Here is a 26362-nt window from a genome sequence, read left to right as displayed (position 1 = left end):
CGCATCTGTCATCGCACGCGGGTTGTCTCCCCCATCCGGGCGTCCTGCGCTGACCGGCCATCGGGCGCTGTGTCCGCTTCCCGGCGCAGGTCGCCGCCTTCGGTGTCGAGGTGCGGCAGTACCCGGTCGAGCCAGCGGGGCATCCACCAGGCGGCCCGGCCGAGCAGGGTCAAGGCGGCGGGCACCAGGATCATGCGGACAACGAAGGCGTCGGCGATGACGCCGATCGCCAACCCCAGGGCGATCGAGCCGACCAGGGACGATGGGCTGAGCGCGAAGCCGACGAAGACGGCGGTCATGATGCCGGCGGCGGCGACCACGACCACTGCGGAGCGGCCGAATCCGTCCAGCACCGCCTCTTTGGGGGAGTGGCCCCGGGTATACGCCTCGTGGACGCGCGAGACCAGGAAGACCTGGTAGTCCATGGCCAGGCCGAACAGGATGCCGGTGAGGATGATCGGCAACAGGCTCAGCAACGGGTTGCCCTGCGGCGCCGGAATCAGCGCGTCGAACCAGCCCCACTGAAAGACCGCGACGGTGGCGCCCATGCCGGCGCCCAGCGACAGCAGGAACCCGATGGTGGCGATCAGCGGTACCAGGATGGACCGGAACATGACCACCAGCAGCATCAGGGACAGGCCGACGATGAGCACGAGGTAGGTGGTCAGTGCGCTGTTGAGTTGCGTGTCGGAGTCGATGCCCAGAGCGGTGCCGCCGGTCACCGCGATCCGCGCGCCCGGCACGCTGCCGGCCTCGGCGCGGATGTCGCGCACGAGTTGCTCGGTGGCGTCATCGAGCGGGCCGCTACGCGGAATGACGGTCAGCTGGGCGACGGTGCCGTCACCGTTGACCTGACCCGGGTGGACCTGAACCACGGCGGGGAAGCTCTTCAGGTAGGTGGCGACGCCGGTCAGCGCGTCGCGAACCTGCCCGCCGTCGGATTGCACCAGCACGATCAGCGGGTCCTGGAAGCCGGCGCCGAACTCCTCAGCGATGATCGTGTAGGCGGCCCGCTGGGTGGAGTGCGGGTCCTCGCCGCCGGGGTTGCTCAAAGTGGTGCGCAGAGACAACACCGGTACGGTGACGAGCAGCAGCAGGGCGGTACAGGTGAGACCGGTGATCACCGGGCGGCGGACGACGAGGGTGATCCACCGGTTGAGGAAGGTGATCCGGGCGCGGAAGCCGCGGGCAGACCTCTGCCAGCGCGGCAGGGCGCGCGCTCCGAGGATGCGCAGCAGCACCGGCAGGAACGTCAGCGCCATCAGCACCGCCACCAAGACGGCAAAGGCGGCGGCCAGCCCCATCTCGGTGATGAACGGGATACCGACGACCGACAGCCCGGTGAGCGCGATGATGACGGTGGCTCCGGCGAAGACGACCGAGGATCCGGCCGTGCCGACGGCCCAGCCGATCGCGTCGGTGATCTCACGTCCTTGGCGCAGCTCGGCGCGGAAGCGGTCGAGGATGAACAAGCAGTAGTCGATGCCCACGGCCAGGCCGAGCATGACCGCCAGAATCGGCGTGGTGCCGCCGATCGGCTGAAGGGCGGAGAAGGCGAAGACGCCGAGGATGCCGACGCCGACGCCGACCAGGGCTCCGACCATGTTCGCACCGGCCGCGGCGAGCGAGCCGAACGTCAGCAACAGGACCAGGAAGGCGATCGCCGCGCCGACGATCTCGCTCGGGCCGAGCACCTCGGGGGCCCCGGTAAGGAGCGTGCCCCCGACTTCGACGGTGAGGCCGGGGGCCCGGGCCTGTGCGGCCACGGTGATGACGTCTTGCTGGACGGCCTCGGCGTTGTCACGGGTGATGCCGGTGAAGGTCACGGTGGTCACGGCGGTCGTGCCGTCGGCGGAGACGTACGGCCGCTCAGCGTCGAACGGGTCGCTGACCGCTTGCACGTGCTCGACGGCGCGGGCCCGCGCGAGCGCGTCGGCGACCGCTGCGGCGTTGTCCCTGGTGGTGATCTTCTGGTTGTCGGGGACTCGTAGCACCAGCTGAAGGGTGGCGTTGCCGGCCCCGTCGGCGGCGAACTCGCGCTCCATGATGGTCAACGCCTCGCTGGCCTCGGTTCCGGGTACCTGGAAGGAGCCGTCACTGAAACGCATGCTGCTGGCGGCTATGCCGGCGAGCACCACGAGGGTGAGCAGCCACCCGATCAGGAAGGTACCTCGACGCCGGGCACTGAATGTGCCAAGACGGTAGAGCAGTCGTGCCAAGACAGGGCCTCTCGAACGGGGTCGATGGCGGCGGTGCAGGAGGAAAGGCGTCCACCTCACCACCGCCGCAGGACAACCCGTCGATTCTCGGCCGAGCAGGAGCGCGCTGTCGTGATCTGCGCAGATGCACCGCCGTACTGCATCGGCAGTACACCGGCCCCGCGGCTCAGTGCGCGGTGACGAGACCGGCGCGGTAGACGAGCACGACGATCTGAGCTCGGTCGCGGGCGTCCAGCTTCGCCATGGCGCGGTTGAGGTGGGTCTTCACCGTGAAGGGGGAGATCGATAGATCGGCGGCGATCGCGCGGTTGTCCTTGCCCAGGGCGACCGCCACCACGATGTCGCGCTCGCGAGCGGTGAGCTGAGCGATCCGGTCCAGCAGGACCGCGTCGGGCGCGGGAAGTGCCGGTTCCGTGGACACCCGCCTCACCAGTGCCCGCGCTGCTTTCCGCGATAGGGCGACGTCACCGTCGGCCACCGAGATGAGTGCCGACAGCAGTTCCTCGGGTTCGGCGCCCTTGCTGAGGAAACCGTCGGCGCCGGCGCGCAACGCCGCCATCACATCCCGGTCCTCGTCGAACGTGGTGAGGACGAGCACCCGCGTGCCGGCCAGCTCCGGTTCGGCGCGGATGCGGCGGGTCGCCTCAACCCCGTCGAGCACCGGCATGCGCAGATCCATCAGCACGGCATCCGGGCGCAGCCGCCGGGCCAGCCGGACGCCTTCAGCTCCGTCGGCCGCCTCCGCCACCACCCGGACCTTCGCGGCGCCGGCCAGGATGCCGACCAGCCCCGCTCTGATCATCGCCTGGTCGTCAACCAGCAGTACGGTGACCATCATTTCCCCTGTTCCTGGTCGTCGCGCAGCGGCAGCCGGACGCGCAGGACGAACCGGTCAGCGTGATAGCGGGCATCCAGGCTCCCCCCGGCTGAGGTCACCCGCTCTCTCATGCCGATCAGACCGAATCCCGGCCGGCTGCCGGGCAGTGCCGGGCGGACGGCGTTGGACACCGTGAGACACAGCTCACCAGCGGTTCGGGCGATGTTGATCCTGATCGGGCCGACGCCGTGGCGCTGCGCGTTGGTCAGCGCTTCCTGCAGCAACCGGTAGACGGCCACGTCCGCAACCGGTTCCAGGTTCTCCGGATCGATGCCGCCGTCGACCACGACGTCGACTCCCAGGTGCTGAAACTGCTTGATGAGATCGGGCACGGCGGCGGCGGCGATCACCGGATCGCGTCCGCCGCGGTCCTCACCAGCGCGCAGTACCGACAGGATGTTCTGCATCTCGCGCAGCACCGTCCGGCTGGCTGTCCGAACCTGCCGCAACGACTCGCGGGCGTGCTCTGGCCGGTCGATGAGAGCCTGGTCGGCGGCGCCGGCGTGCAGTGAGATCACCGTGATGTTGTGCGCCACCGCATCGTGCAGATCTCGGGCGATGCGCAGGCGCTCTTCGCTGACTCGCCGGGCGATGTGGCTGTCGCGGGCGGCGAGTGCGGCGCGCGCCTGCTCCCGGACGGCATCGAGGTAGTCGCGCTGAGCCCGCAGCGTCAGCCCGGCACCCGCCACCGCGACCGCCCAGCCGATCAGCGCGAGGCCGGCGGGATCGAACGGCGCCACACCTGGCCGCAGCAGCGCGGCGGTGAACAGCACGACGGCCAGCGCCGCGGTCGCGGCCAGTGTCGCCCGGCGGGACCGGCGCAGCGGCACGCTGAACAGGCATACCTGGGCCAGGATCCACACCAGCAGCGTCAGAGCGGGGGCGAAGGCGGCGGTCGTCGCGCTGGCCACGGTGCCGGTGATCACCGCTGTCATCGTGAATCGGCGTCTTGCCACCACGGCGGCCAGCGCGGCCATCCCGATGACGACTCCCTCCACGGTGCCCCACGGCGCCGGATTCCGCCACAGTTGCACGATCATCGCCAGTGCGACCACGACGTCCAAACCGATCTCCCATGAGCGGTAGACGCTTATGGTGCGGTCGGAATCTGCGGTGAACATCCGGTACGGCCTACGCCGGCGGACGGGGGGCGCGGTCGGTGAGTGATGAAGGCGACGGCGGTTCCGTCGATTCGCGTGGTACGACCCGAGCCTGCAGGTCGGGCCCCTTCTCCGGCGGCGGCTCGTCCCGGGCGGCGCGCAGGGCCAGATCGGCGAAGTAGTGGCCCAGTCCGACGTTGTCGATGCTCACGCTGGACAGGGACGGGTAGAGCATGCTCGCCAGCGGGGTGTCGTCGTGCCCGATGACGGCCAGGTCCGCGGGAACGGCCAGGCCGGCTCGCAGCGCCGCCGCCATGACCATCGCGGCCAGGTCGTCGTTGAAGGCGGCGACGGCGCTCACGCCCTCCTGCTGCCATTTGCGTACGGCTCGCGCCGCGCTGCCGTCGTGGTGGTCGACCGAGCGGACGTCGAGGAGATCGAGCCCGAGCCGTTGCGCGGCCTGCTTCGCCGCTGTCATCCGTCCCTGCGACAACGGAGAGAAACGCTTGTCCGCGCTCGCCGCGAAGCCGATCCGCCGATGTCCCCGGTCGTGGAGGTATTCGATCTGCAGATGGGTGCCCGCGGTGAGTGCGGGCGAGGCCAGGAAGGAGCGGCCCTGCCGGGGCGGGGGCAGAATCTTGGTGATGCCGCTGGCCTTCATGGAGGCGCGTTCGGCGGCGGTGACGGGCGTCCAGGCGATGACGACGTCCGGGGTGAGCAACTCCCACAGCGGCCGGGCGTGCCCGCTGTCGTGGCGGGTGTGGGTCACCAGGGAATAGCCGGCCTCGTCGAGCACGCGGGTGGCGGTGTCCAGGTGCTGGCGCAGGGAGTACTCCATGGGCCAATCGGGCAGCAGCAGCAGGACGATCATGCTGCGGCCGCTGGCCAGCGCCTGCGCCGACCGATGCGGCCGGTAACCCAGGCGCGCGGCCTCGGCCAGGACCCGCTCGCGGGTGGCGGCGGAGATGGTCTGTCCCGGGGTGTTGTTGAGGACGTATCCCACGGTGGAGCGGGACACCCCGAGCGAGCGGGCGACGTCCGCTGCGGTGACCCGTCTTGTTCGCTCCGGCACGAAACTTCCCTCCGGGGTGTGGTACGGCTTGCACGCGCAAGCCGTACCACTATCTCACGGGTTGGTGAGCGTCAGCTGCCACTGCCAGGCGTACTCACGCTGGCGGAGACGATACGCGGGCAGGGTGTCGGGCCCCAGCAGGGCGGTGCCGACGCCGCGCTGCGCGATGTCGAGGTGGACGACGGTCTTGCCAGCCGGCGGAAGCTTCCACCAGTGCGTCACCGCCTCCAGTTCCTCCACCGTGTGGCGGCTGACGGTCATGTGCAGCGCAGTGGCGTGCCGGGTCCGCACAGTTCCGGCGGGCCCGGACAGCACGAGCTCGGTGACCTCGCCGCGGCCGCCGTTCTCCTGGGGTTTCAGGTACGGCACGGCCAGGTCGTCGATGGTGCTGTCCCAGGCGCCGAGCAGGGCCGAGGCCCGCCGGTCGGGATAGTTCTCCCACGGGCCCAGCCCGACCCAGCGGGCCCGGTCGAAGCCGTCGACGAGTTCGAACTCCATGCCCACCCGCAGGACGTCGACGCCGTCGCCGGGCAGCGTCACGTGCTCAGCCAGCACGTAGTCGCCCTCGTCGACCTGGGTGACGCTGCGGGTGTGGACGATCTGGTCGCCGAAGGCCGCGCCGTAGCGGGTGACGACCGTGCCGGCCTCGGTCGAGACCTCGACCGGGGTGAGCCGGAAGAAGCCGGAGCGGACGAACCTGCCGTCCAGCGAGTAGGACTGGTCGTTGTCGGTCAGCGCCCGCCATAGGCACAGCTGCGGCGCCCGACGCAGCAGCGGATGGCGTACCTCCGCGGTCGTTGCGGTCGCGGCGCGGGGCAGCTGCGGCTGCGGTCGGGGGAACGTCACCTGGTGCGCGGCGATCTCCGTTCCGGCTGGGGCCCACAGCGCGTCCCGGCGGGTGCGCAGACTGATGGTGAGCGCCAGAGCGGTGCCGAGCAGGGCCACGATGGAGCCGGGCAGGTCGATCGCGACTTCCTCGCCCGCGGCCGCCGGCGGCGCCGGGAGGGTGAGCGCGCCCACCGGTCCGGCGTCGGTCTCCACCCGCAGCTCCAGGTCGTAGGCACTGAGGTCGGCGAAGACCTGCCGGTTGCGGATCCGCAGCGCGTCGCCGTCCATGGTCACCCGAATCGGGCTGAACAGCCCGCGGGCCTCGTACAACGCCGGTTTCGGCGTCAGGTCGGAGAAGACCACGCCGTTGAGGAGGGTGGTGCCGTCGTTGGGCTCGTCGCCGAAGTCGCCGCCGTAGCGGTAGCGGCCGTCGCCGTCGGGATCGAGCGCGTGGTCCTTGAACTCCCAGATGAAGCCCCCCTGCAGACCGGGCAGGTTCTCGAACAGCTCCCAGTAGTGATCCAGGCCGCCGGTCGAGTTGCCTTGCGAGTAGGCGTACTCGCACACGATGACCGGCCGGTCGGCCCGCGGGTCGGCCGAGAACGCCTTGAGCGCCTCGAACGAGGGGTACATCGGGCACACCAAGTCGGTGGCCGCGTGACCGGCGTGCCAGTCGTGGGCGATGGCGCCCTCATAGTGCAGCGGCCGGGTCGGGTCGGTCCGGCGGATCCATCCGGCGGCGGCGTCGTGGTTGGGACCGTAACCGGTCTCATTCCCGAGCGACCAGATGATCACCGACGGGTGGTTGCGGTCGCGCAGCACCATCCGCGAGACCCGCTCCAGGAACTCGGGCAGGTAGCGCGGGTCGTGGGGCAGCGTGGTGGTGAAGGCGTGCCCCTCGATGTCGGCCTCGTCGACGACGTAGAAGCCGATCTCGTCGCACAGGTCGAGGAAGACCGGATCGTTGGGGTAGTGCGAGGTGCGGATCGCGTTGACGTTGAACCGTTTGAGCAGGGACAGCTCGGCCAGCATCAGCTCACGGGAGATGACCCGCCCGGTGCGGGGGTCCACGTCATGCCGGTTGACGCCCTGGATGAGCACGCGCTCGCCGTTGACCAGCAGATCGCGGCCCTCGATCCGGACCCGCCGGAAGCCGATCCGCAATCGGGCCGCATCCACGACCTCCCCCTGCGGGGAGACCAGCTCGACCAGCAGGTCTTCCAGATGCGGCGTCTCCGCCGTCCAGGGATCGACCTCCAGGGAGTCGAGGGAGAACACCGCGGTCCCCGCCCTGGCCGGTCGTGCCTTGATGAGGTCGACGATCGGCTGGAGCTCCGCGGGGACGGGCGCGCCGGCCGAGTCCAGGCTGGGCAGGTCCATCAGCCCGTCGGGGATCCCCATCGGCTCCGGGCGGGTCGAACGGTCGGTCAATGCCTCGGGGAAGGCCGGTTCGACGACCCGTGGGGCGATCGGGCAGCTCTCCGTCCGGCCCAGCACATCGATCCGCGCCGACCAGCCGACCTCGTGGAGGTGGTCCAGGCCGGTGGTCGCGACGGTGACGTTCAGGCTGCCGCAGCCATCTGCATAGTCGGCGACCACGGCCACATCGGCCAGGCGGACCTCCGGGACGGTGTAGAGGAATACCGACCGGGCCAGGCCGGACTGCCACCAGTGGTCCTGGTCTTCCAGGTAGGTGGCCGCCGACCACTTGGCGACCGCGAGCTCGATCGTGTTGGCGCCTGCGGTCACGGCCTGGGTGACGTCGAACTCGGCTGCCAGATGCGAGTCCGTGCTGGTGCCGACGGCGTGGCCGTTGACGGTGACGCTCAGGTGGCCTTCTGCCGCGCCGACGTGCAGGATCATCCTGCGCCCCGGCTGCGGCGCCAGCTGCACGGTCCGCCGGTACAGGCCGGTCGGATTGTGCTCGGGGACCGCGGGAGGCACCTCGGTGAACGGCATCGCGACGTTCAGATAGTGCGGCGGGTCGTTCTTCTCCCGCATCGTCCACAGGTCCGGCACCTGGACGGTCTTCCACTCCTGTTCGTACGGCAGGAGCCGGAACTCCCACGTTCCGTCGAGGGCGATCTCGGGTGCGCGGCGCAGCGCACTCATGGGCAGGCGGTTCATGCGGCCCTGCTGACACGGATCAGCTCGTCGAGGAAGTCGGCGGGGAAGGTGTCGCCGGTGAAGGCGATGAGCTTGCTCATCGGCAGCGCGGCCGCCATCCTCAGGCCGTCGGGGTGCTGCGCGGCCAGTTCGGCCTCCTGCTCGGTCATGCCCTGCATGTGCTCCTTCATCTTTTTCAGCAACGCCGGACCGGCGATGGGGTGGTCGAGCCAGTCACCCACGGTGGACTCCAACGTCAGGGGAGTGAGGCCCTTGTCGCCGATCAGATTGATCGCCGACTCATGGAGCACGCGGTGGGCGTCGGCGCCGATCTGGATGCGGTACTCGCCGGGAGCGACCACCCATCGGGACCGGGTGATGTCGTAGTAGGCGAACGCCCGGCGGTCGAGGTCGAAGGCGACCGTGCGGGACTCGCCGGGCTCCAGCGCTACCTTGGTGAAGGCACGCAGCTCACGGGCGGGGCGGCGGACCTTGCCGGCGGACGTGGCGACGTAGAGCTGCACGACGTGCTTGCCCGCCCGGCTGCCGGTGTTGGTCACGGTGACCGACGCCCTGGCGGTGTCGTCGCCGGTCGCCGTCACCGTCAGGTCGCCGGTCGCGAACGTGGTGTAGGACAGGCCGTGCCCGAACGGATAGCGCACCGCCCGTTCCGCGCTGGTGTAGTAGCGGTATCCGACCATGACGCCCTCCCCGTAGCGGACATGGCCCGCCTCGCCGGGGAAGTTCAGGTAGCTCGGGTTGTCCTGCAGGCGCAGGGGGATGGTCTCCGCCAGCCGCCCGGACGGGTTGACCACCCCGAACAACACGTCGGCGAGCGCCGCGCCGCCCGCCTGGCCGAGCAGCCCGCCGTCCAGGACGGCGTCCACATCGTCGTGCCAGCCTTCCAGGGACACCACGCCGCCGTGCGACAGCACCACGACCGTGCGGGGCGAGGCCTGGGCCACCGCGCGGATCAGGGCGACCTGCTCGGCGGGCAGGTCGAGGCTCTCCCGGTCATAGCCTTCCGACTCCTGGTGGTCGCTCAGCCCCGCGAAGACCACCGCCACCTCGGCGGCGGAGGCGACCTCGACGGCCTGCGCCCGCAGAGCCCGCGCATCATCCGAGCCGTCGGCCGTGAATCCCTGGGCGTAGGCCACGCTCTGCCCGCGGTCCGCGGCGTGCTTTTCGATCGCGTCCAGCGCCGCGTCGACCCGCGTGGGGTTGACGCGCGAGCTGCCGCCGCCCTGGAAACGCGGCGCCGTCGCGAACGCCCCTATGACCGCCAGCCGGGTCACCCCGTCCAGGGGCAGCACCTCGGCGTCGTTCTTCAACAGCACCACGCACTCGGCCGCCAGCTTCCGCGCCAGAGCGTGGCCGCCGTCCACATCCAGGCCGCCGGTGGCCGGCGCCACCCGCCCGGTCAGCTCGACGATCCGCGCCACGGCCGCGTCCACCAGCGCTTCGTCCAGCTCACCAGCCCGCACCGCGGCCACGATCCGGGCGGCGCCCGCCCCGCCGTCACCGGGCATCTCCAGATCCAGGCCCGCCGCAAGCGCGGCGACACGGTCGTGCACCGCCCCCCAGTCCGAGATCACGGTGCCGGCAAAGCCCCATTCCCGGCGCAGCACCTCGGTGAGCAGCCACCGGTTCTGTGTCGCGTACACCCCGTTGACCTTGTTGTAGGCGGCCATCACCGTCGCCGGCCGGGCCTCGGTCACGACCCGCTCGAAGGCCGGCAGGTAGATCTCGCGCAGCGTCCGCTCATCGACGTCGGCGCTGATCCGGGTCCGCTCGGTCTCCTGGTTGTTGGCCGCGAAGTGCTTGACCGACGCGCCCGGTCCCTCCTCCTGCAGGGCGCGCACGTGGGCCGCGCCGAGCACGCCGGACAGCAGCGGGTCTTCGGAGTAGTACTCGAAGTTGCGCCCGCACAGGGGCGAGCGCTTGATGTTCACCCCCGGCCCGAGTACCACGTGCACACCCAGCGCCCTGGCCTCACGGCCGAGCGCGGCGCCGATCTGAGCGGCCACCGCCGGGTCCCAGCTCGCGCCCACCGCGACCGCCGGGGGGAAGCACGTCGACGGCGTGCTTCCGTAGATGTCGGCGGTGTCGCCGCGGTCCTGCAGGTAACGCAGCCCGTGCGGCCCGTCGTAGAGCATGACCTCCGGCAACCCGGCCTCGGGCAGCGGGTGCGTCGACCACATGTCCGCCCCGGACAACAGGGAGGCCTTCTGCTCCAGCGACAGGGAGCCGATATCGATCGAGGGCATGGAGGAGGGATCCTTCCGAACTGACGGGCCTGCCGGAGGCGGCGGAGACACCGTGGACCTCGCCGGTGCGGGTCCACCGGGCAGCAGATGAGGCCCTCACTGTAGGCAAGACAACTTTCGCGCGCAAGTACTTGTGCGCGAAAGTGGAGATGGCTAGCGTACCGACAAGCTTGCGCGTGAAAGCTCCCTGGAACATGCCTGGTCCGTTCAGCCCGGCGCTGCCGTCATCACCCGGCTCATCTGCGATGTCCGGTCAACACCCCCGCACCATCTCTGGAGGTCATGCCTATGGAACGGCTCATCGACCGGCGTATCGTCATCACCGGCGCCGGATCCGGCATCGGCCGGGCAATAGCCCTGCGGCTGCTGGCCGAGGGCGCCCACGTGGTCGCCGCCGACGTCTCCGAGGAAGGACTGACGGAGACCGCCTCCCTGGCGGTCGGCGACCGGCTCACCATCGCCGTCGTGGACGTCGCCGACGAGGCGTCGGTCAACACCGTGGTCGGTGCGGCCGTCGCCGAGCTGGGCGGGCTGGACGCCCTGGTCAACGCGGCGGGCATTCTGCGCGGCGCGCACACCCACCAGTGCTCGCTGGAGCTGTGGAACCGGGTCGTCGCCGTCAATTTGACCGGCACGTTCCTGATGACCCGGGCGGCGCTGCCGTACCTGCTGCAGAGCGGCAGGGGAGTGGTGGTCAACTTCAGCTCCACCGCGGCCTTCTTCGCCCATCCGTTCATGGCCGCCTACGCGGCGAGCAAGGGCGGCGTCGCCTCCTTCACCCACAGCATCGCCCAGGAGTACGGCACGCAAGGCCTGCGCGCGGTCAACGTGGTGCCCGGCGGCATCAGCAGCGGGATCACCGACAACATCGGCAGCCTGCTGCCGGCGGACACCGACTGGGGCCTGTTCGGCAAGCTCACCCCGGCCCTGCCCGGCGGCATCCCTGGACCGGAGAAGGTCGCCGGCGTGGTGGCGATGCTCATCTCCGACGACGGCTCGTTCATCACCGGCACCGAGATCCGCATCGACGGCGGCGCCCACCAATAATCACCGGCACCTTTGAAGAGAAAAGGCAGATGGAAAACTACGAGGCGTATCGCGACGCGTCCCTGCCTGCGCAGGAGCGAGTGCGCGACCTTTTGAGCCGTATGACACTCGAGGAGAAGGCCGCCCAGACGCAAGCGCCCTTCGGATCAGCCGTCGACGTGCACACCCCGCCCCCGAGCGGGTGGGGCAACGCGACGGCGGGCCTGTCCACCCTCGGGCTGCCACCCCGCGAGGCGGTGCACAGGGCGAACGAACTGCAGCGCAAGCACGTCGAGGACACGCGACTGGGCATCCCCGTCCTTCTGGCGGAAGAGGCCCTGATCGGCTTCAAGGTCCGTGACGCGACCACCTTTCCCGACGCGATCGCCCAGGCGGCCACCTGGGATCCCGCGCTGATCGAGGAGATGGCCAGGGCGATCGGGACGCAGATGGCCCGGCTCGGGGTGCGCCAGGCATTGGCCCCGCTCGCCGACGTCGCCCGCGACCCGCGATGGGGTCGCGTCGAGGAGACCTACGGCGAGGAGCCGTACCTGGTCGGCACGATGGCGACCGCCTTCGTGCGCGGACTTCAGAACGCCGACGCGCAGGTTCCCCTCATCGCCACGCTGAAGCACTTCCTCGGCTACGGCGCGAGCGACGGCGGCCGGAACACCGAACCGGCGCAGCTCGGCCCGCGAGAGCTGCGGGAGATCCACGGAGTGCCCTTCGAGATGGCGATCCGTGACGGCGGCGCCCGAGCTGTGATGCCGTCGTACAACGCCATCGACGGGATCCCGGTCACCGGATCGAAGGCCTACCTGACCGGTCTGCTGCGCGAGGAATTCGGCTTCGACGGCCTGGTGATCTCCGATCTCGCCGCGGTGGGGCAGCTGCACACCAAGCACGCAGTCGCCGAGGACGACGCCCACGCGCTTGCGCAGGCGCTGCGCGCCGGGGCCGATCTGAACCTCGATAACAAGGTCTGGGCGGAGCAGATCGTCGAGGCCGTGCGCTCAGGCGTCATCGACGAAGCCGACCTGGACCGGGTCGTCTCACGCGTGCTGCTGGCCAAGTTCCGCCTCGGGCTGTTCGAGAATCCCTACGCCGACGTGGAGCTGGTGCCCGAGACGTTCGACTCCGACCAGGATCGTGCGCTCGCGCGTCGGATCGCCGAGAAGTCCGTCATCCTCCTGCGGAACGAACCGGTCGGCGAGGCGCCTTTGCTGCCCCTCAGCGCTTCGCTGCGGACCATCGCCGTCATCGGCCCGAACGCGGACCGTCTGATGGGCCAGCTCGGCGACTACAGCTACCAGGTCCTCGACAGCATGACCACGCGGTTCCACCTCGCCGCCGACCCCCAGGCGCGCCCCGAGGACCTTGAGGACCTCGCCGGCAAGGGCAGTCCCGACGATGCCAGGCTGATGGTCGGATCAGTGCCGGTCGTGACCTTCCTGGAGGGCATCCGGCGGCGCGCCGGGGACGACGTGAGCGTGCTGTACGAGCCCGGCTGCCCAGTCGCCGCCGAGGACCGCTCCGGGTTCGAGGCCGCGGTGCGTGCGGCGAGCGCCGCGGAGGTGGCCGTGGTCGTCGTCGGCGACCAGTCGGGCGTCAACGGGTACGGCACGGTGGGGGAGGGCCTCGACAGCACCGAGTGCGCCCTGCCGGGCGTGCAGCGCGAACTGGTCGAGGCCGTCGTGGCGACGGGGACGCCGACGATCGTGGTCCTCAGCCACGGACGGCCGTACGTCCTGGGCTGGATGGCCGACTCCGTTCCCGCGATCGTGAGCTCGTTCTTCGGCGGTGAGGAGGCCGGCAACGCCGTCGCGTCCGTCCTGTTCGGCGATGTCAACCCGGCCGGGCGCCTGCCGATCGCGATGCTGCGTTCGGCCGGCGCGGCCCCGCTTCCGTACTGGCGGACGCTGCAGCAGCCCACGTATGTCGACGGCTCGATCGGTGCGGTGTTCCCCTTCGGGCACGGGCTTAGCTACACCAGGTTCGACTACCGCGACCTGGAGATCGAATCTCCGCGGGTGCCGACGGACGGCGTGGTGCGGCTGTCGTTCACCGTGGCCAACGTCGGTGACCGGGCGGGCGAGGAGGTCGTCCAGATCTACGGCCGTGACGTCATCGCGCGTACGGCACGGCGCGGGCGCCAACTGGTCGCCTTCCGCCGCCTTCACCTCGAGCCCGGTGCCGCGGCTCGGGTGACGGCCGAGGTTCCGGCGAGCATGTTCGCGCTCTGGGACACCGACGAGGGCTGGGTGGTGGAACCCGGGTCGATCAAGTTCTTCGTCGGAGGGTCCTCGGCCGCCATCCGGCTGCGGGGCGAGGCGACACTCACCGGCGAGGATCACTTCCCCGGCCCGAACCGACCGCTGACCAGCACCGTCACCGCTGGTCCCGTCGCATCCGAGGGACCTGCGCCGCAGCGGGGGCAGGAGTCCGGTCCGGTCGGGCCGCTGACGCAGGACGACACGGTCCGCCAGTGGCTCGACCACCCCGTGGGAGGAGGGCTTCTCCGGGAGGCGCTCGGGGGTCTCGATGAGGAGGTGCTCGCCCCGGCCCTGGATCTCACCCTGAGGCAGGTGGTCGCCTTCAGCGGCGGCCGGTTCCCGTTGTCGCTGCTCGAGGAGCTTGTGGCGAAGATGGACAGCAGAGTTGGAGACGGTTCGTGACCCGCTCATTCCCCGACGGCTTCCTGTGGGGAGCCGCGACCGCCGCGCATCAGGTCGAGGGCAACAACATCAACAACGATCAGTGGCAGTTCGAACTCGCCACCGCAGAGTACGGTGTCCAGTTCAGCGGTGATGCGGTGGACAGCTATCACCGCTACGAGGAGGACATGCGGCTGCTCGCCGAAGCGGGCTGCACCGCCTACCGGTTCAGCCTGGAGTGGTCTCGCATCGAGCCCGGCCCGGGCAGGTTCTCCCGGGCGGCACTCGCCCACTACCGCCGCATGATCGAAACAGCCGAGCGGCTGGGCCTTGCGCCGGTGGTCACCCTGCACCACTTCACGCATCCGATCTGGTTCGGCGAGAAGGGAGAGGCCTGGCTCGGGCAGGGCGCGATCGAGGCGTTCGCCCGCTACGTGGAGCAGGCGTGCACGATTCTCGACGGTGTCGAGTGGGTCTGCACCATCAACGAGCCGAACGTCCTGGCGGTCAACCACGGTCAGCTGCGCCGCATCGCCCGGGGCGAGGAGTACCAGTTCGTGGGGGCGCTGCCCGACGCCGAGATCGGACAGGCACTGATCACGGCGCACCGCGTTGCGGCGCCGCTCGTGCGGCAGGCCACCGGGGCGAAGGTCGGCTGGACCGTCGCCAACCAGGCCCTGGTCCCGGCCCCCGGGGCGGAGCGGAAACACGCCGAGATCCAGCACCTCTGGGAGGACATGTACCTCGAACCGGCCCGCGACGACGACTTCGTGGGTGTGCAGTCGTACACCAGCCAGTCCGTCGACGAGAAGGGCGTCGTCCCGCATCCACCCCACCCCGACAACACCCTCATGGGGTGGGCCTACCGGCCGGACGCGCTCGGCATCGCCGTACGCCACACGCACGACGTCGTGGGGAACGTGCCGATCCTCGTCTCCGAGAACGGCATCGCCACCGCCGATGATCAGCGGCGCATCGCCTACACCGAGGAGGCGCTGAGGCACCTGCGCGACGCGATGGACGACGGCATCGATGTCCGCGGCTACCTGCACTGGAGTCTGCTGGACAACTTCGAATGGGGCAGGTGGGAGCCCACCTTCGGGCTCATCGCCGTCGATCGGGAAACCTTCGAACGCCGGCCGAAGCCGAGTCTCGGCTGGCTCGGCGGCATCGCCCGCGCCAACGCGATCTGAAAACGGGTGAGTCTCCAGATGAACGACAGCACCGCGACACCCCGGTGGAATGGTTCCTATATCGCCGTCGACGGCGCTCCGTTCCCGATCATCGGCTCCGTCTACTCGTACTGAGTCACCGGGACCATCGATCATCGAGTCCCGATTGAGAGGGCGGCTCGCGACTCGGCCCTCAGCGGGTTCTCCGGTCGCAGGAGTGATCAGCCCTTCCGCCAGGCGGGAGTGTGGGCGGGGCGCACGGCCGACCAGTCGATGACGATCTTCTCAGGCTCGGCCATGTCCACCTTGACGGGGACCACGGCGCCGATGGTGACCATGCCCATCATCAGGCGCGGCAGGATCTGCCGGTGGGTGACGCCGTACTCGCGGCCGTCCGCCTGCCGGACACGGAGGCCAAACTCGACCATGGGCTGGCCGTTGACCGTGATGCCGGTCTCGCCAAGGTGCTCGATCATGGCCTGGGCGGGCACTCCAGTCTGCAGGATACGCTTGCCCGCCTGCATGTTCTTGACGACGGGAAGGAAGACGAAGCCCATCACGACTAAGACGATGGCGGGGACGGTGACGGTGATGATGAGGCCGAACATTGGTGCTCCTGGGGCGTGATTCCGGTACTTACCAGGAGCGTTTCTATGAGTGGTTGATTGCACGGTGCTTGACGCCCGCTTGCGCGGGCGGGCGGTCGACGCCGGATCGCTCGTGCCAACGCGATCCGAGCTCCCCCAACGGACGACAAGGGCAGCGCCACCGGATCGCAGTTCTGATCCGGTGACGCTGCCCAGCGGGTCGACCGCGCTCACCCCAGTTGCTGTAGGAAGAGATCGCCTTTACCCATCGCCGGACGAGGGACTACCGCTGTCCAAGAGGTCCTACAGAACCTTGGCCCACTGGACCCTTGTGGCGGCGCTTCCGGCGTTGCGCGTCCGGAGATCGTTGGCGGCGGATCTCAGCATGTTCGTCAGCTTTGGAGCGTCTCTGGTGTCGACGGTGCCGGAGGTGACGAGCGCCTGCGCGATTTCTCCGGTCGACCCCGAAGCTCTCTGGGGCGAGACGCATGCGTGCAGCGCCAGCGCGACCCAGGTGGCGAAGAAGGCCGGCTTCGGGTGGTAATTCTCATCGAACATCAGCGGCTTGGCACCCGGAAGCCACGTGTAGGCGTACTTGTCGGTGAAGCCCCAGAAGCTGATGTCACGGACTCCGGCTGCCAGCGCCTCGGTAATGACGCTCCAGTAAATCTGTGCCTGGTTCACGTCATGATTCGCGTCGGGGTTCAGGTGAACGTCCATCTCGGTGATGGCGACTTCGAGCCCCAGGGCCTTGTACGAGTTCACGATCTCGGTGATGACGCCGGGTTCTGGCGGGGAGAGCGTCAAGTGCGTTTCGAGACCCACACCGTGGATGGGCACACCCCTGGCAACCAGATCGGAGACGAGCGCATAAAGCTCCTGGCGCTTCGCCGGATAATATTCCACAAGGGATTCGTTGATGAACAGCTTGGCATCGGGATCCGCCGCGTGCGCGATCTGGAATACCTTGGCCAGATAGTCGGGCCCGAGGACCTGGTAGAAGTAGTTCGGCGCGAGCCCGGTGCCGCCGAAGGTGGAGAACACCTCGGTGGCCACGTCCCACCGGTCCATCTTTCCCGCGTATCGAGTCATGATCGCTTCGAAGTGCGAGGTGATCGCGGCGTGCAGCCGACTTGGATCCTGGATCTGCTCCAGCCAGGCCGGGTTGCAGCAGCCGGAGATGAGTCCGTGGCCCTTCACGGCCATGTCGTGTTCTTCTGCGAAGTCGACGAGCCGGTCGAGCTTCGAGAAGTCGAAGGAGCCTTGCGCCGGCTGGACGAAGGACCACTTGAGTTCGTTCTCGGGTGACAGGCTGTTGAACTGCTGCGGAAGCACCCGCGCGAACTGCGGGTCGTCGAGGTAGGCGGGGTTGACCGCTCCGGAGCCGATGAGAATCCCCGCCTCGGCGGCCTTATCGCGAAGACTGAGAACCGCTGCGCTGGCCGGCGTCGCCGGGAGGTACGCACCGACGACGAGCGTGAGCACTACGGTGATCACGAACGCTCTGAACTTTCGAAGCCCGCGACGATTGTTGCCGTGGATTGATTGATTTCCTGACGGCCTTGCTTCCCCGGCGGGTGATTGATGGCGTTCCACTGGAATTTCCTCCGGTCCTGTGATCTTCGAAAGAGGCACAAGCCATGGCCAATCCCCGATTTAGTCGCACATCGAAACACGGGCGGTTTCCATTGTCAATAAGGAGGTGTATTCGCGAAATGGGTGCGCCAAAATAATGCGACGTCATACTCGCGAAAAACGTGGCGGAACGCCTAGACGCCTTGCTTACGATTCGGGTTGCAGCGCCTCGGGGGCCGCCCACTCAAAGAAAGCGCGCATGCCCCGCACCATGTCGGTGGACGGATCGATGAGCCACTGGAGCTGGAGCCCGTCCCACGTGCCGATGAGCGATGCGCTCAGCTGTTCAGGGTCACGCGCGCCGTCTATGCGGCCTTCCGCCTGGTCGAAGGCGAACGCTTCGGCCAGGGCTGCTTTCTTGGTTCGGTACCTGTTGACGAACCAGTCGTGGGCGGGATGCTCGGGGGCGGATGACTCGGCGGCGAGGATCGCCAGGAGCCTGAGCAACTCCGGCCGTTCCAGGTTGGACCGTACCCGCTCCAAGGTGGCGAGAGCGACCCCGCGCTCGGCGCAGTCCGCCTCGAAGTCGAATGCGGCGAAGCCCGTGCCCACGGTCTTGTCGGCCCGTTCCAGAACTGCTTCGAGGAGCTCGTACTTGGTTCCAAAGTGATGAACGATGCTGGTCAGGCTCAAATTGAGCTGCCGTGAGATGTCGCGCAACGACCCGCCGCGGTAGCCGTGAGTCGCGAACACGGTCGTGGCCGCTTCGAGGATCTCCTGCCAGCGCTGCGCCGACTTGGCATACGGCCCTCGAGCGCGGGCGGGTTTCGCCGTGGTCACAGAAGAGACCATAGCGCGGCAGTCCCTGCGGTCCTGAGGGCGAGTGGCGTCGGGTGGGCTTGTCATCGGGTTCTCCGTGGTGGTGGGCACATGGTTACACCGAGTTGATCTCAAGGAAAACTGATCCCGACGAAAATGTAGCATGTGTTCGGGTTTGGTTGTACTGTCACCTCAATCCGCCCCCGGGCTCCGCGGAAGGGTCCGGATCACACCGTGGCCAGGAGGTCGACATGACCAGATCTGAACCGATCAGCAGGCGCCGGCTGCTCGCAGGTGCGGCAGCAATCGCGGGTGTGCCCCTGCTCGGCGGATGCAACGCAGGCCCGTCCAGCAAGTCGCCCAGCGGCGGGCGTGCGAAGGGCACGGGCGCGGTGACCATCACCGCGATGTTCGGCGCCCAGGACCTCTCCAAGGAACTGATCGCCGACTTCGAGGCGAAGAATCCCGGCATCAAGATCCAGTTCTTGGAGCACGACCTCGCCCGTCTCAACGCGATGCTCGCCTCCGGCAACCCGCCGGACATCACGGTCGGTGCTGCCGTCGGCAGCGCGAACACCAACGCCCGCGGCCTCGCGACCGACCTGACCCCGTACCTGGACAAGAGCCAGGTGCTGAAGAAGGAGGACCTGCAGCCCGTCAACGAGAGCTTCCGCTGGGACGGCCGCAAGATCGGCCAGGGCGGGTACTACGGCATCGTCAAGGACTGGAGCCAGGACGCCACCCTCTGGTACAACACCGCCCTGTTCGATAAGGCGAAGGTGCCTTATCTGAGCGATTCCGAGCCGACGACCTACGACGAACTGCTCACTATCGCCAAGCGGTTGACGGTCAAGGACGGCGGCAAGACCCTCGTGTTCGGCCTCGGGCTCGAATGGGCGTGGAGCCTGATCGGTCCCATCGCGACGATGATCCTCCAGCAAGGTGCCCAGCTGTTCAACGGGGACCTGACCGAGATCGACTTCAACACGCCCGCCGCACGCCGCGCCTTCCAGTGGTATGTCGATTTCGGCCAGGCGGGAGTCGGCCCGACCTCGCTGAACCCGCTGCCGGACGGCTCCGACATGTCCACCTTCAGCGCCAAGCGGATGGCGATCACGCAGGACGGCTACTGGTTCGGCGGCAACTTCGTCGACAACAAGGAGCTGAACGGCAGCATCCGGATGGCGCCCGCCCCGATCATGGGCGACAAGCGGGTCAGCCCCAGCTACTCCGGCCAGGGTGCGTGGATTCCGGCGGAGGCCAAGCACAAGGACGAGGCCTGGAAGCTGATGGAGTACTTCATGGCCGGCCCGCCCGCCGAGGAACGAGCCAAGAGCGGGTGGGGTATTCCGGGGCTGAAGTCCCTGGCCTCGAAGCTGCCGCAGGACCTGCCCTACCAGAAGCAGGCCTACACCGTCGCTCAGAACGAACTGCAGTACGCGGTCCCGCTGCCGGAATCGCCGTACGTCTCCACCGACGCGTGCCACGTCGCGCTGGACAAGCAACTGCAGCGGGCGATCAAGAAGCAGCAGACCGTCGACGCGGCTTGCGCGGCGGCCACCGTCGAAATCAACAAGTTGCTGAAGCAGGGCAAAGAGCGGATCGGCTGAGACCGGTATGGCACAACGTAGCTGGTCCCGCTATCCGAGGCGGACCTTCTATCTGTTCGTGGGGCCGTGGGCGGTGGGCTTTCTCCTCCTGACCGCCGCACCCCTGGTTTACGCGTTCGCCACGAGCCTGACCAACTTCGACGGCAGCTCGCCGCGTTGGCGCTGGGTCGGCTTGCGCAACTACGTCGAGTTGCTCGGCGATGAATACGCCTGGGCTGCTCTGCTCAGGACTATCGGGTACACCGCAATCGTGGTGCCGCTCAGCGTCGCAGGGTCGCTCGGTCTGGCGGTGCTGCTCAACCGCAGGCTGAAGGCGGTGGGGCTCTGGCGCACCGTCTTCTACCTGCCGTCGGTTGTGCCGGTCGTGGCGACGGCCATCATGTGGAAACTGGTCCTGAACAGGGACGCGGGTGTCCTCAACGCCATCCTCGAAGTTGTCGGAGTGGACGCGATCACCTGGCTGGTCGACCCGATGGCCTTCTACGCGCTCATCGTCCTGACCCTGTGGGGCCTCGGCGGTGGCATGGTCATCATGCTCGCCGCTCTCCAGGGCGTCCCCAGGGAACTCGAGGATGCGGCCCGGGTAGACGGCGCTGGGCGCTGGAAGGCGTTCCGCCACGTGACGGTACCCTTGATCTCGCCGGTGCTGTACTTCCAGGTGGTCACCGGCATCATCGCGACCCTCCAGATCGTCGTCCAACCGTTGCTGCTGGCCGAGACCAACAGCATCTCGATAGTCGGTCAGGTGCCGGAGAGCACACACCTGTACATGGTGCAGGTGTGGGAGGAGTTCTTCCTCAACAACCGCTTCGGCTACGGCTCGGCGATGTTGTGGGTCTTCTTCGTCATCATCCTCACCTTCACCCTGCTGGTACAGCGGTCGAGCCGCTGGTGGGTCCATTACGAGGTCAACAGTGATGCAGACCGTTAGCAGCCGCCCCGTGCACACCGGCCGATCCCACCCGTCCCGAGCACGGCCGCGGCGCAAACGCCGGAGCGCGGGCGGCGTGTACGTCCTCCTCCTGGCCCTCGCCGTGATCTTCGTCGGCCCGATCTTCTGGCTGCTGCTGGCCGCACTCAAAACCCGCGAGGAGTGGGTGGCGGTGCCCGCCAAGGTCCTGCCCGAGCAGGCGCAGTGGAGCAATTTCGGGCACGCGCTCACGGACATCAACTTTCCCGCCTACGCGATGAACTCGTTGTTCCTGGCCACCATCTACGCGGTTCTCATCACCGTGTCCAGCGCGGTGGTCGGGTTCGGATTCGCCCGGCTGCGAGCCCCCGGCAAGCGCGCCATGTTCCTCGTGCTGCTGTCCACGATGATGCTGCCCCAGGTCCTGACGCTCCTGCCGACATACGTGCTGTTCTCGCGACTCGGGCTCGTCAACACCTACTGGCCGTGGGTCCTGTGGGGGCTGGCCGCCTCGCCCTTCCTGGTGTTCCTGTTCCGGCAGTTCTTCGCGGCGATCCCACGCGAACTGGAGGACGCGGCGATCATCGACGGCTGCGGCTGGGGCCGGATCTTCGTCAGGGTCTTCCTTCCCCTGTCCCGTCCCGTGCTGATCACGGCGTTCCTGCTCTCCTTCACCTGGAGCTGGGGCGACTACATCGCTCCCGCCTTGCTGCTGGACATCGACCACACGACGCTGTCCGTGGCCATCACAGCCTGGTACCAGGATCCGCGCGGCAATCCTCTGCCGACCGTGCAGGCGGCCGCCGCCGCCCTCTACGTCATACCTGTGCTGCTGATCTTCTTGTTCGCCCAGCGTCACTTCGTCCGGAGCGTCGTCGCGTCCGGAGTCAAAGGTTGACCGGAACCAGCGGTGCCCATTCAGACGTGATCATCTCTACGCCCCGCCAGCGCGGTTCGCCGCCCGGCTCACCGGCGGCGCGTCGAACCGGCGGCGCGTCGAGGGACGACGGCGAGCACATCCCGTCCCGGTGCCAACCAATTCAGAAGTTCCATGAACTCTGCCGACGAAGAATGAGACACCTATGCACATGCCGCGTCCGTTCCCAGCCGACTTCCTGTGGGGTGCCTCGACCGCAGCCCATCAGATCGAGGGAAACAACGTCAACAGCGACTGGTGGCAGCTCGAACACTCCCGGCCCGGCATGCAACCCAGCGGCGACGCGCTCGACGGCTACCACCGCTTCGAGGAGGACATGCGGCTGCTCGCGCAGGCCGGGTTCAACGCCTACAGGTTCAGCGTCGAGTGGGCCCGGATCGAACCTGCGCGTGGACATTTCTCCCGAGCGCTGCTCGCCCACTATCGGCGGATGATCGACACCGCTCGCAGCCTGGGCCTGACACCGATCGTCACGCTGCATCACTTCACGCAACCGGTCTGGTTCGGCGAAGCGGGAGGATGGCTCGCCGCCGACGCAATCGATCTGTTCGCGCGCTATGCCGAGCAGGTGTGTTCGATTCTCGACGGTGTGGAGTGGGTCTGCACCTTCAACGAGCCCAACGTCGTGGCGCTCATGCACGGCGCCCGGCGAATCGGCGCGGGCCAGGAGTTCCCCCCGGGCATGCTGCCCGACGAGGAGATCGGCGCCGCCCTGGTCAGCGCCCACAAGACGGTTGCGCCGCTGATCCGTGACCTGGTGGGGGCCAGGGTCGGCTGGACGATCGGCAACCAGGCGTTCCAGGCGGCCCCGGGCGGCGAGGCCAAACTGGCCGAGGTGCAGTGGATCTGGGAGGACATGTATCTCGAACCCGCCCGTCATGACGACTTCGTCGGCGTCCAGACCTACACGAGCCAGCTCGTCGACCGGCACGGAATCCTGCCGCATCCTGACCACCCCGACAACACCCTGATGGGCTGGGCGTACCGGCCCGACGCCATCGGCATCGCCGTACGCCACACTCGCGACGTCGTGGGCGACGTCCCCATCCTCATCACCGAGAACGGCCTGGCCACCGACGATGACGAACGCCGTATCGCTTACACCCGAGCGGCTCTCGGTCACCTCCGAGACGCCATCGAGGACGGTGTCGACGTCCGCGGGTATCTGCACTGGAGTCTCCTCGACAACTACGAATGGGGCCGCTGGGAACCCACCTTCGGGCTCGTCGCCGTCGATCACCAGACCTTCGAACGCCGTCCCAAACCCAGCCTGAGCTGGCTTGGCGCCGTCGCGAAAGCCAACATGATCTGAGAAGAGGAGAAGGGCCGGTGTCGCTCAAGGCGGTGGCACCGGCCCTTCGGCGTGGTCACGGTCGGCTGGATGTCAGCGCACGCTGCGGATCCTCGAGGCGGTCACGATGGTGCCGAGCGTGAGGACCGCTCCCGATGCGAACAGGACACCGTAGTTCCCTCCGCCGCCGAGCCGCAGGATTACCGGGGCGATCAGCGGGGCGAGGGCGCCAGCGAGGGTGGAGGAGAGGTAGTAGATGCTCATGTACTTGCCCGCCTCGTCCTTCTCGGGCAGGACGTCCGAGGCGAGGGCGAGGTCGACCGAGCTGAACGCGCCGGTGCCCGCCGACAGCAGGATCCCGCCGACGGCGAAGAGCAGGAACGAGGACGCGGTCGCGGCCGCTCCGAGCCCGGCGATGATGAGCCCGGCCGCGAGGTAGATGAAGACCTTCCGCCGCTTGAACCGGTCGGAGAGCGTCCCGCCGGCGATCGAGAAGCCGACCAGAGCCAGCAGGCTGAGCCCGCCGACAGCCGCGAGCTGACGCCCTGCCTGCTCGGCGGTGAAGCCCAAGCGGTCCAGCAGAAGGTAGAACTGGTAGGTGGTGAAGAACGTGGATCCGACCGACAGACAGAACTTCCCGATCCAGACCAGCGCGAAGTCGGGGTGCTTGAGCGGGTTGAACCACAGGTTCCTGAACACGTCGAGGATCGATCCGACCCGCAGCTTCTCCGGTGCCCGCTGATCAGGGATCACCAGCAGGTACAGCAGTGCGGTGACGGCGAGGACGGCCACCGGGGTCAGGAACAGCACATAGATGTTTCCGGTCAGGAAACTGCCGAGCAGTGTCGACCCGACGCCCGCGAGCGCGGAGGCCACTCCACCGAGCGCCCCGACCCTGCCGCGCTGCTCGGCGGGCACCTGTTCGGCGAGGAACGGGTTGATGGCGGCGCTGATCGCGGCATTGGCTATTCCCACGACGGCATAGCCGGAGACCATGACCGAAATCGTCGGGGAGACGGCGATGATCAGCGCGCCGAGAGCCGACAGCACCAGACCCGCCGCGAGGAAGGGTCTGCGCCGTCCCCACCCCAGCCGGGTTCCGTCGCTCAGCACGCCCACCGGAAGGCTCACGATGAGGCTGATCAGCATGCCGAGACCGACGACCAGGCCCAGGCTCGCATCCTTGTTCGCCGGATCGATCAACTGCACCTTGTAGGCGAGGCTGAACAGGGCCGGCAGCAGCAACGTCAGCTGGAAACCGAACATCGTCAGCGCGTAGACCGTGATGGTCCAGACGCCGACTCTGGGCAGGTTCTCCGACGGCGCAGTGCTCGCGATGAGCTCCTCGTGGCCGGCGAGGAGGGCCTCGGCGACGGCCTCCGGCGGCTCGGCAGGGGGATTCGGGGGGGTCACGATGCCTCCATCGGCAAAGCGGGTGGGTCCGGGGTGTTGGCCGGTGTGATCTGTCCGCGTCAGCGAAGGTTCAGCTGGAGTCGGCGTTCGAAGGTCTCCCGGCCCACCGCCGCCAGTCCGAAGGCGAGGCCCAACGGCACACCGGTGTTCTCATGTGCTTTCGCGCGCAAGCTTGCCGGTTACCGTAACCCCCATAACTTTCGCGCACAAGTACTTGCGCGCGAAAGTTATGGTGCCTACAGTCGGGATCCCGTCCGCCCGCAGGTGGCAGCGCGTGAAGCGCGGGGACGTGCGCCGGGAGCGCCGTCACCGTGGTCCGCGAAGCCGTCGGCGGCAGCTCACAACCGAGGCCCTGTATAGGAGCTGCAGAATGACGACAACGCCCATCATCGCCGGGTTCCACCCCGACCCGAGCATCTGCCGGGCGGGAGACGCCTACTACATCGCCAACTCCAGCTTCGAGTTCGCGCCAGGGGTGCCGATCCACCGCAGCACCGACCTGGTGACCTGGACGCTGGTCGCCAACGCGCTGCAGCATCCCGGCCAGCTGAACCTCCATGCCGCCCCGGCGAGCACAGGAGTGTACGCACCGACACTCCGCCACCACGGGAAGAAGTTCTGGCTCGTCACGACGAACGTGGTGGAGTTCCACCGTGGCCAGTTGATCGTCTCGGCCGACGATCCCGCGGGTCCGTGGTCCGAGCCGGTCCATGTGGACGGCGCCGTCGGGATCGACCCCGACCTCGTCTGGGACGAGGACGGAACGTGCCACCTCACCTGGGCGTCGGCCGGGCCTGAGCTGACCGGCATCGCCAGCGCGCCCATCGACCCCGTGACAGGGAAGATGCTCGCCCCGCCACGGTTGCTCTGGAACGGCACCGGGCTGGCCTACCCGGAGGGCCCCCACCTTTACCGGCGTGACGGCTGGTGGTACCTCATGCTCGCGGAAGGCGGCACGGAGCGGGGACATGCGGTCACCATCGCGCGTTCACGCTCACTGGATGAGCCGTTTGAGGCGGCTCCCGCCAATCCGATCCTCACCCATCGCAGCACGGGCCATCCCGTGCAGAACACCGGCCACGCCGACCTCGTCCAACTGGCCGACGGCTCCTGGGCGATGGTGTATCTCGGGGTACGCCCCCGCGGCCGGAGCCCGATGTTCCATGTCAACGGCCGCGAGACGTTCATCGCGGGCGTGGAGTGGGTCGACGGCTGGCCTGTGGTCGACGAGGAGCGCTTCGCCCCGAATCCGCCGGACCACTCGTTCGTCGATCGGTTCGACTCCTCTGAGCTCGACCCGCGCTGGGTGTCGCCGAACCTGTTCCCGCACACGTTCACCCGGTGGCAGGCCCCCGGTCGCCTCGTGCTGACGGCGCCCGCCCAGGGCGACCCCGATCCGGTGCTGTCGGCGCGTGCACGGGACCCTGAGTGGACCGCCGAGGCCCGGCTCGACACCTCCAGGGGTACCGGGCGCTTCCTCGTCCGGCTCGACGGCTCCCACTGGTACGGGCTCACGGCCGACGCCGAGACGGTTGAGGCCACCGTGGTCATCGGACCTGCGAGCACGACCGTCGCGCGGGTGCCGATCCCCCCGGGCGGCAGCGTCGGGCTGCGCATCTCGGTCCGGGAACCTGTGCCGTCCGGTCTCATGCCGCCGCCGGAGCCCGACATCGTGGAGCTGGCCGTCCTCGCCGCTGACGGGACGCCCCAGGTCCTCGGCGCATTCGACGGCCGCTACCTGTCGACGGAAGTGGCCGGCGGCTTCACCGGCCGCACGTTCGGCATCGAGCCGGTCGCCGGCGAAGTCGTGGTCGAGCAGGTCTCCTACCGCACCCACACCGCCACGGCCTAGACCCGCAGGCGCACCCCGCCCGGTCCCGGTCATCCTCCGTATCACGT

At 68.5% G+C, this 26362-nt stretch carries 18 protein-coding genes; 8 read left to right on the top strand and 10 right to left on the bottom strand.

Features of this window, described 5'->3' with window-relative positions; genetic code table 11:
• Positions 1-8 precede the first annotated feature (8 nt).
• The 6 genes from ABD823_RS21055 to ABD823_RS21030 all read right to left on the bottom strand — a co-directional run bounded on the left by ABD823_RS21055 (position 9) and on the right by ABD823_RS21030 (position 10469).
• Entirely contained in the window at positions 9-2219 is a 2211-nt protein-coding gene (locus ABD823_RS21055; RefSeq protein WP_344862192.1) for an MMPL family transporter, read from the bottom strand.
• A 166-nt stretch (positions 2220-2385) separates the two neighbouring features.
• Complete coding sequence (locus ABD823_RS21050) at positions 2386-3057, bottom strand: response regulator (RefSeq protein ID WP_425566635.1); 672 nt, start codon at positions 3055-3057, stop codon at positions 2386-2388.
• Positions 3054-4217, bottom strand: coding sequence for a sensor histidine kinase (locus ABD823_RS21045; RefSeq protein ID WP_344862190.1), 1164 nt, complete (start codon positions 4215-4217; stop codon positions 3054-3056). The genes ABD823_RS21050 and ABD823_RS21045 overlap by 4 nt, the downstream gene beginning before the upstream one ends.
• A gap of 10 nt (positions 4218-4227) precedes the next feature.
• Complete coding sequence (locus tag ABD823_RS21040; RefSeq protein WP_344862188.1) at positions 4228-5268, bottom strand: LacI family DNA-binding transcriptional regulator; 1041 nt, start codon at positions 5266-5268, stop codon at positions 4228-4230.
• A 54-nt stretch (positions 5269-5322) separates the two neighbouring features.
• Positions 5323-8223, bottom strand: a complete 2901-nt coding sequence (locus ABD823_RS21035; protein WP_344862182.1) for a glycoside hydrolase family 2 TIM barrel-domain containing protein — start codon at positions 8221-8223, stop codon at positions 5323-5325.
• The gene (locus tag ABD823_RS21030; protein WP_344862180.1) at positions 8220-10469 is read right to left on the bottom strand and encodes a glycoside hydrolase family 3 C-terminal domain-containing protein; all 2250 of its coding nucleotides are present in this window, start codon (positions 10467-10469) and stop codon (positions 8220-8222) included. Before ABD823_RS21030 ends, ABD823_RS21035 begins: the two co-directional genes overlap by 4 nt.
• Positions 10470-10757: 288 nt before the next feature.
• On the opposite strand from ABD823_RS21030, the gene ABD823_RS21025 reads away from it, so the two are divergent.
• The 3 genes from ABD823_RS21025 (at position 10758) to ABD823_RS21015 (ending at position 15342) form a co-directional block, all read left to right on the top strand.
• Complete coding sequence (locus ABD823_RS21025) at positions 10758-11516, top strand: SDR family NAD(P)-dependent oxidoreductase (RefSeq protein WP_344862178.1); 759 nt, start codon at positions 10758-10760, stop codon at positions 11514-11516.
• Positions 11517-11617: 101 nt separating this feature from the next.
• The gene (locus ABD823_RS21020; protein ID WP_344862175.1) at positions 11618-14170 is read left to right on the top strand and encodes a beta-glucosidase family protein; all 2553 of its coding nucleotides are present in this window, start codon (positions 11618-11620) and stop codon (positions 14168-14170) included.
• Positions 14167-15342: a glycoside hydrolase family 1 protein gene (locus ABD823_RS21015; protein ID WP_344862173.1), complete on the top strand. Its 1176-nt coding sequence runs from the start codon at positions 14167-14169 to the stop codon at positions 15340-15342. The genes ABD823_RS21020 and ABD823_RS21015 overlap by 4 nt, the downstream gene beginning before the upstream one ends.
• 200 nt (positions 15343-15542) lie before the next feature.
• Here ABD823_RS21015 and ABD823_RS21010 read toward each other — a convergent pair whose 3' ends face one another.
• The 3 genes from ABD823_RS21010 to ABD823_RS21000 all read right to left on the bottom strand — a co-directional run bounded on the left by ABD823_RS21010 (position 15543) and on the right by ABD823_RS21000 (position 18323).
• Positions 15543-15929 carry a hypothetical protein gene (locus tag ABD823_RS21010; RefSeq protein WP_344862171.1) on the bottom strand — a complete coding sequence of 129 codons (387 nt, stop codon included), beginning with the start codon at positions 15927-15929 and terminating at the stop codon, positions 15543-15545.
• A 282-nt stretch (positions 15930-16211) separates the two neighbouring features.
• Complete coding sequence (locus ABD823_RS21005; RefSeq protein WP_344862169.1) at positions 16212-17504, bottom strand: endo-1,4-beta-xylanase; 1293 nt, start codon at positions 17502-17504, stop codon at positions 16212-16214.
• Between the two features lie 186 nt (positions 17505-17690).
• Positions 17691-18323, bottom strand: a complete 633-nt coding sequence (locus tag ABD823_RS21000; RefSeq protein WP_344862167.1) for a TetR/AcrR family transcriptional regulator — start codon at positions 18321-18323, stop codon at positions 17691-17693.
• Positions 18324-18553: 230 nt separating this feature from the next.
• On the opposite strand from ABD823_RS21000, the gene ABD823_RS20995 reads away from it, so the two are divergent.
• The 4 genes from ABD823_RS20995 to ABD823_RS20980 all read left to right on the top strand — a co-directional run bounded on the left by ABD823_RS20995 (position 18554) and on the right by ABD823_RS20980 (position 23071).
• Positions 18554-19912, top strand: a complete 1359-nt coding sequence (locus ABD823_RS20995) for an ABC transporter substrate-binding protein (RefSeq protein ID WP_344862165.1) — start codon at positions 18554-18556, stop codon at positions 19910-19912.
• Positions 19913-19919: 7 nt separating this feature from the next.
• Positions 19920-20843, top strand: coding sequence for a carbohydrate ABC transporter permease (locus tag ABD823_RS20990; protein ID WP_344862163.1), 924 nt, complete (start codon positions 19920-19922; stop codon positions 20841-20843).
• Positions 20844-20919: 76 nt separating this feature from the next.
• Complete coding sequence (locus ABD823_RS20985; RefSeq protein ID WP_344862161.1) at positions 20920-21720, top strand: carbohydrate ABC transporter permease; 801 nt, start codon at positions 20920-20922, stop codon at positions 21718-21720.
• A 184-nt stretch (positions 21721-21904) separates the two neighbouring features.
• Positions 21905-23071, top strand: a complete 1167-nt coding sequence (locus ABD823_RS20980; RefSeq protein ID WP_344862159.1) for a glycoside hydrolase family 1 protein — start codon at positions 21905-21907, stop codon at positions 23069-23071.
• 72 nt (positions 23072-23143) lie between these two features.
• Here ABD823_RS20980 and ABD823_RS20975 read toward each other — a convergent pair whose 3' ends face one another.
• Positions 23144-24463, bottom strand: a complete 1320-nt coding sequence (locus ABD823_RS20975; protein WP_344862157.1) for an MFS transporter — start codon at positions 24461-24463, stop codon at positions 23144-23146.
• A gap of 370 nt (positions 24464-24833) precedes the next feature.
• On the opposite strand from ABD823_RS20975, the gene ABD823_RS20970 reads away from it, so the two are divergent.
• Entirely contained in the window at positions 24834-26315 is a 1482-nt protein-coding gene (locus ABD823_RS20970; RefSeq protein ID WP_344862155.1) for a glycoside hydrolase family 43 protein, read from the top strand.
• Positions 26316-26362 lie beyond the last annotated feature (47 nt).

The sequence above is a fragment of the Planomonospora alba genome (genome assembly GCF_039534085.1).
Taxonomy (GTDB): domain Bacteria; phylum Actinomycetota; class Actinomycetes; order Streptosporangiales; family Streptosporangiaceae; genus Planomonospora_B; species Planomonospora_B alba.
This window is presented reverse-complemented; position numbering and strand designations above follow the sequence as displayed.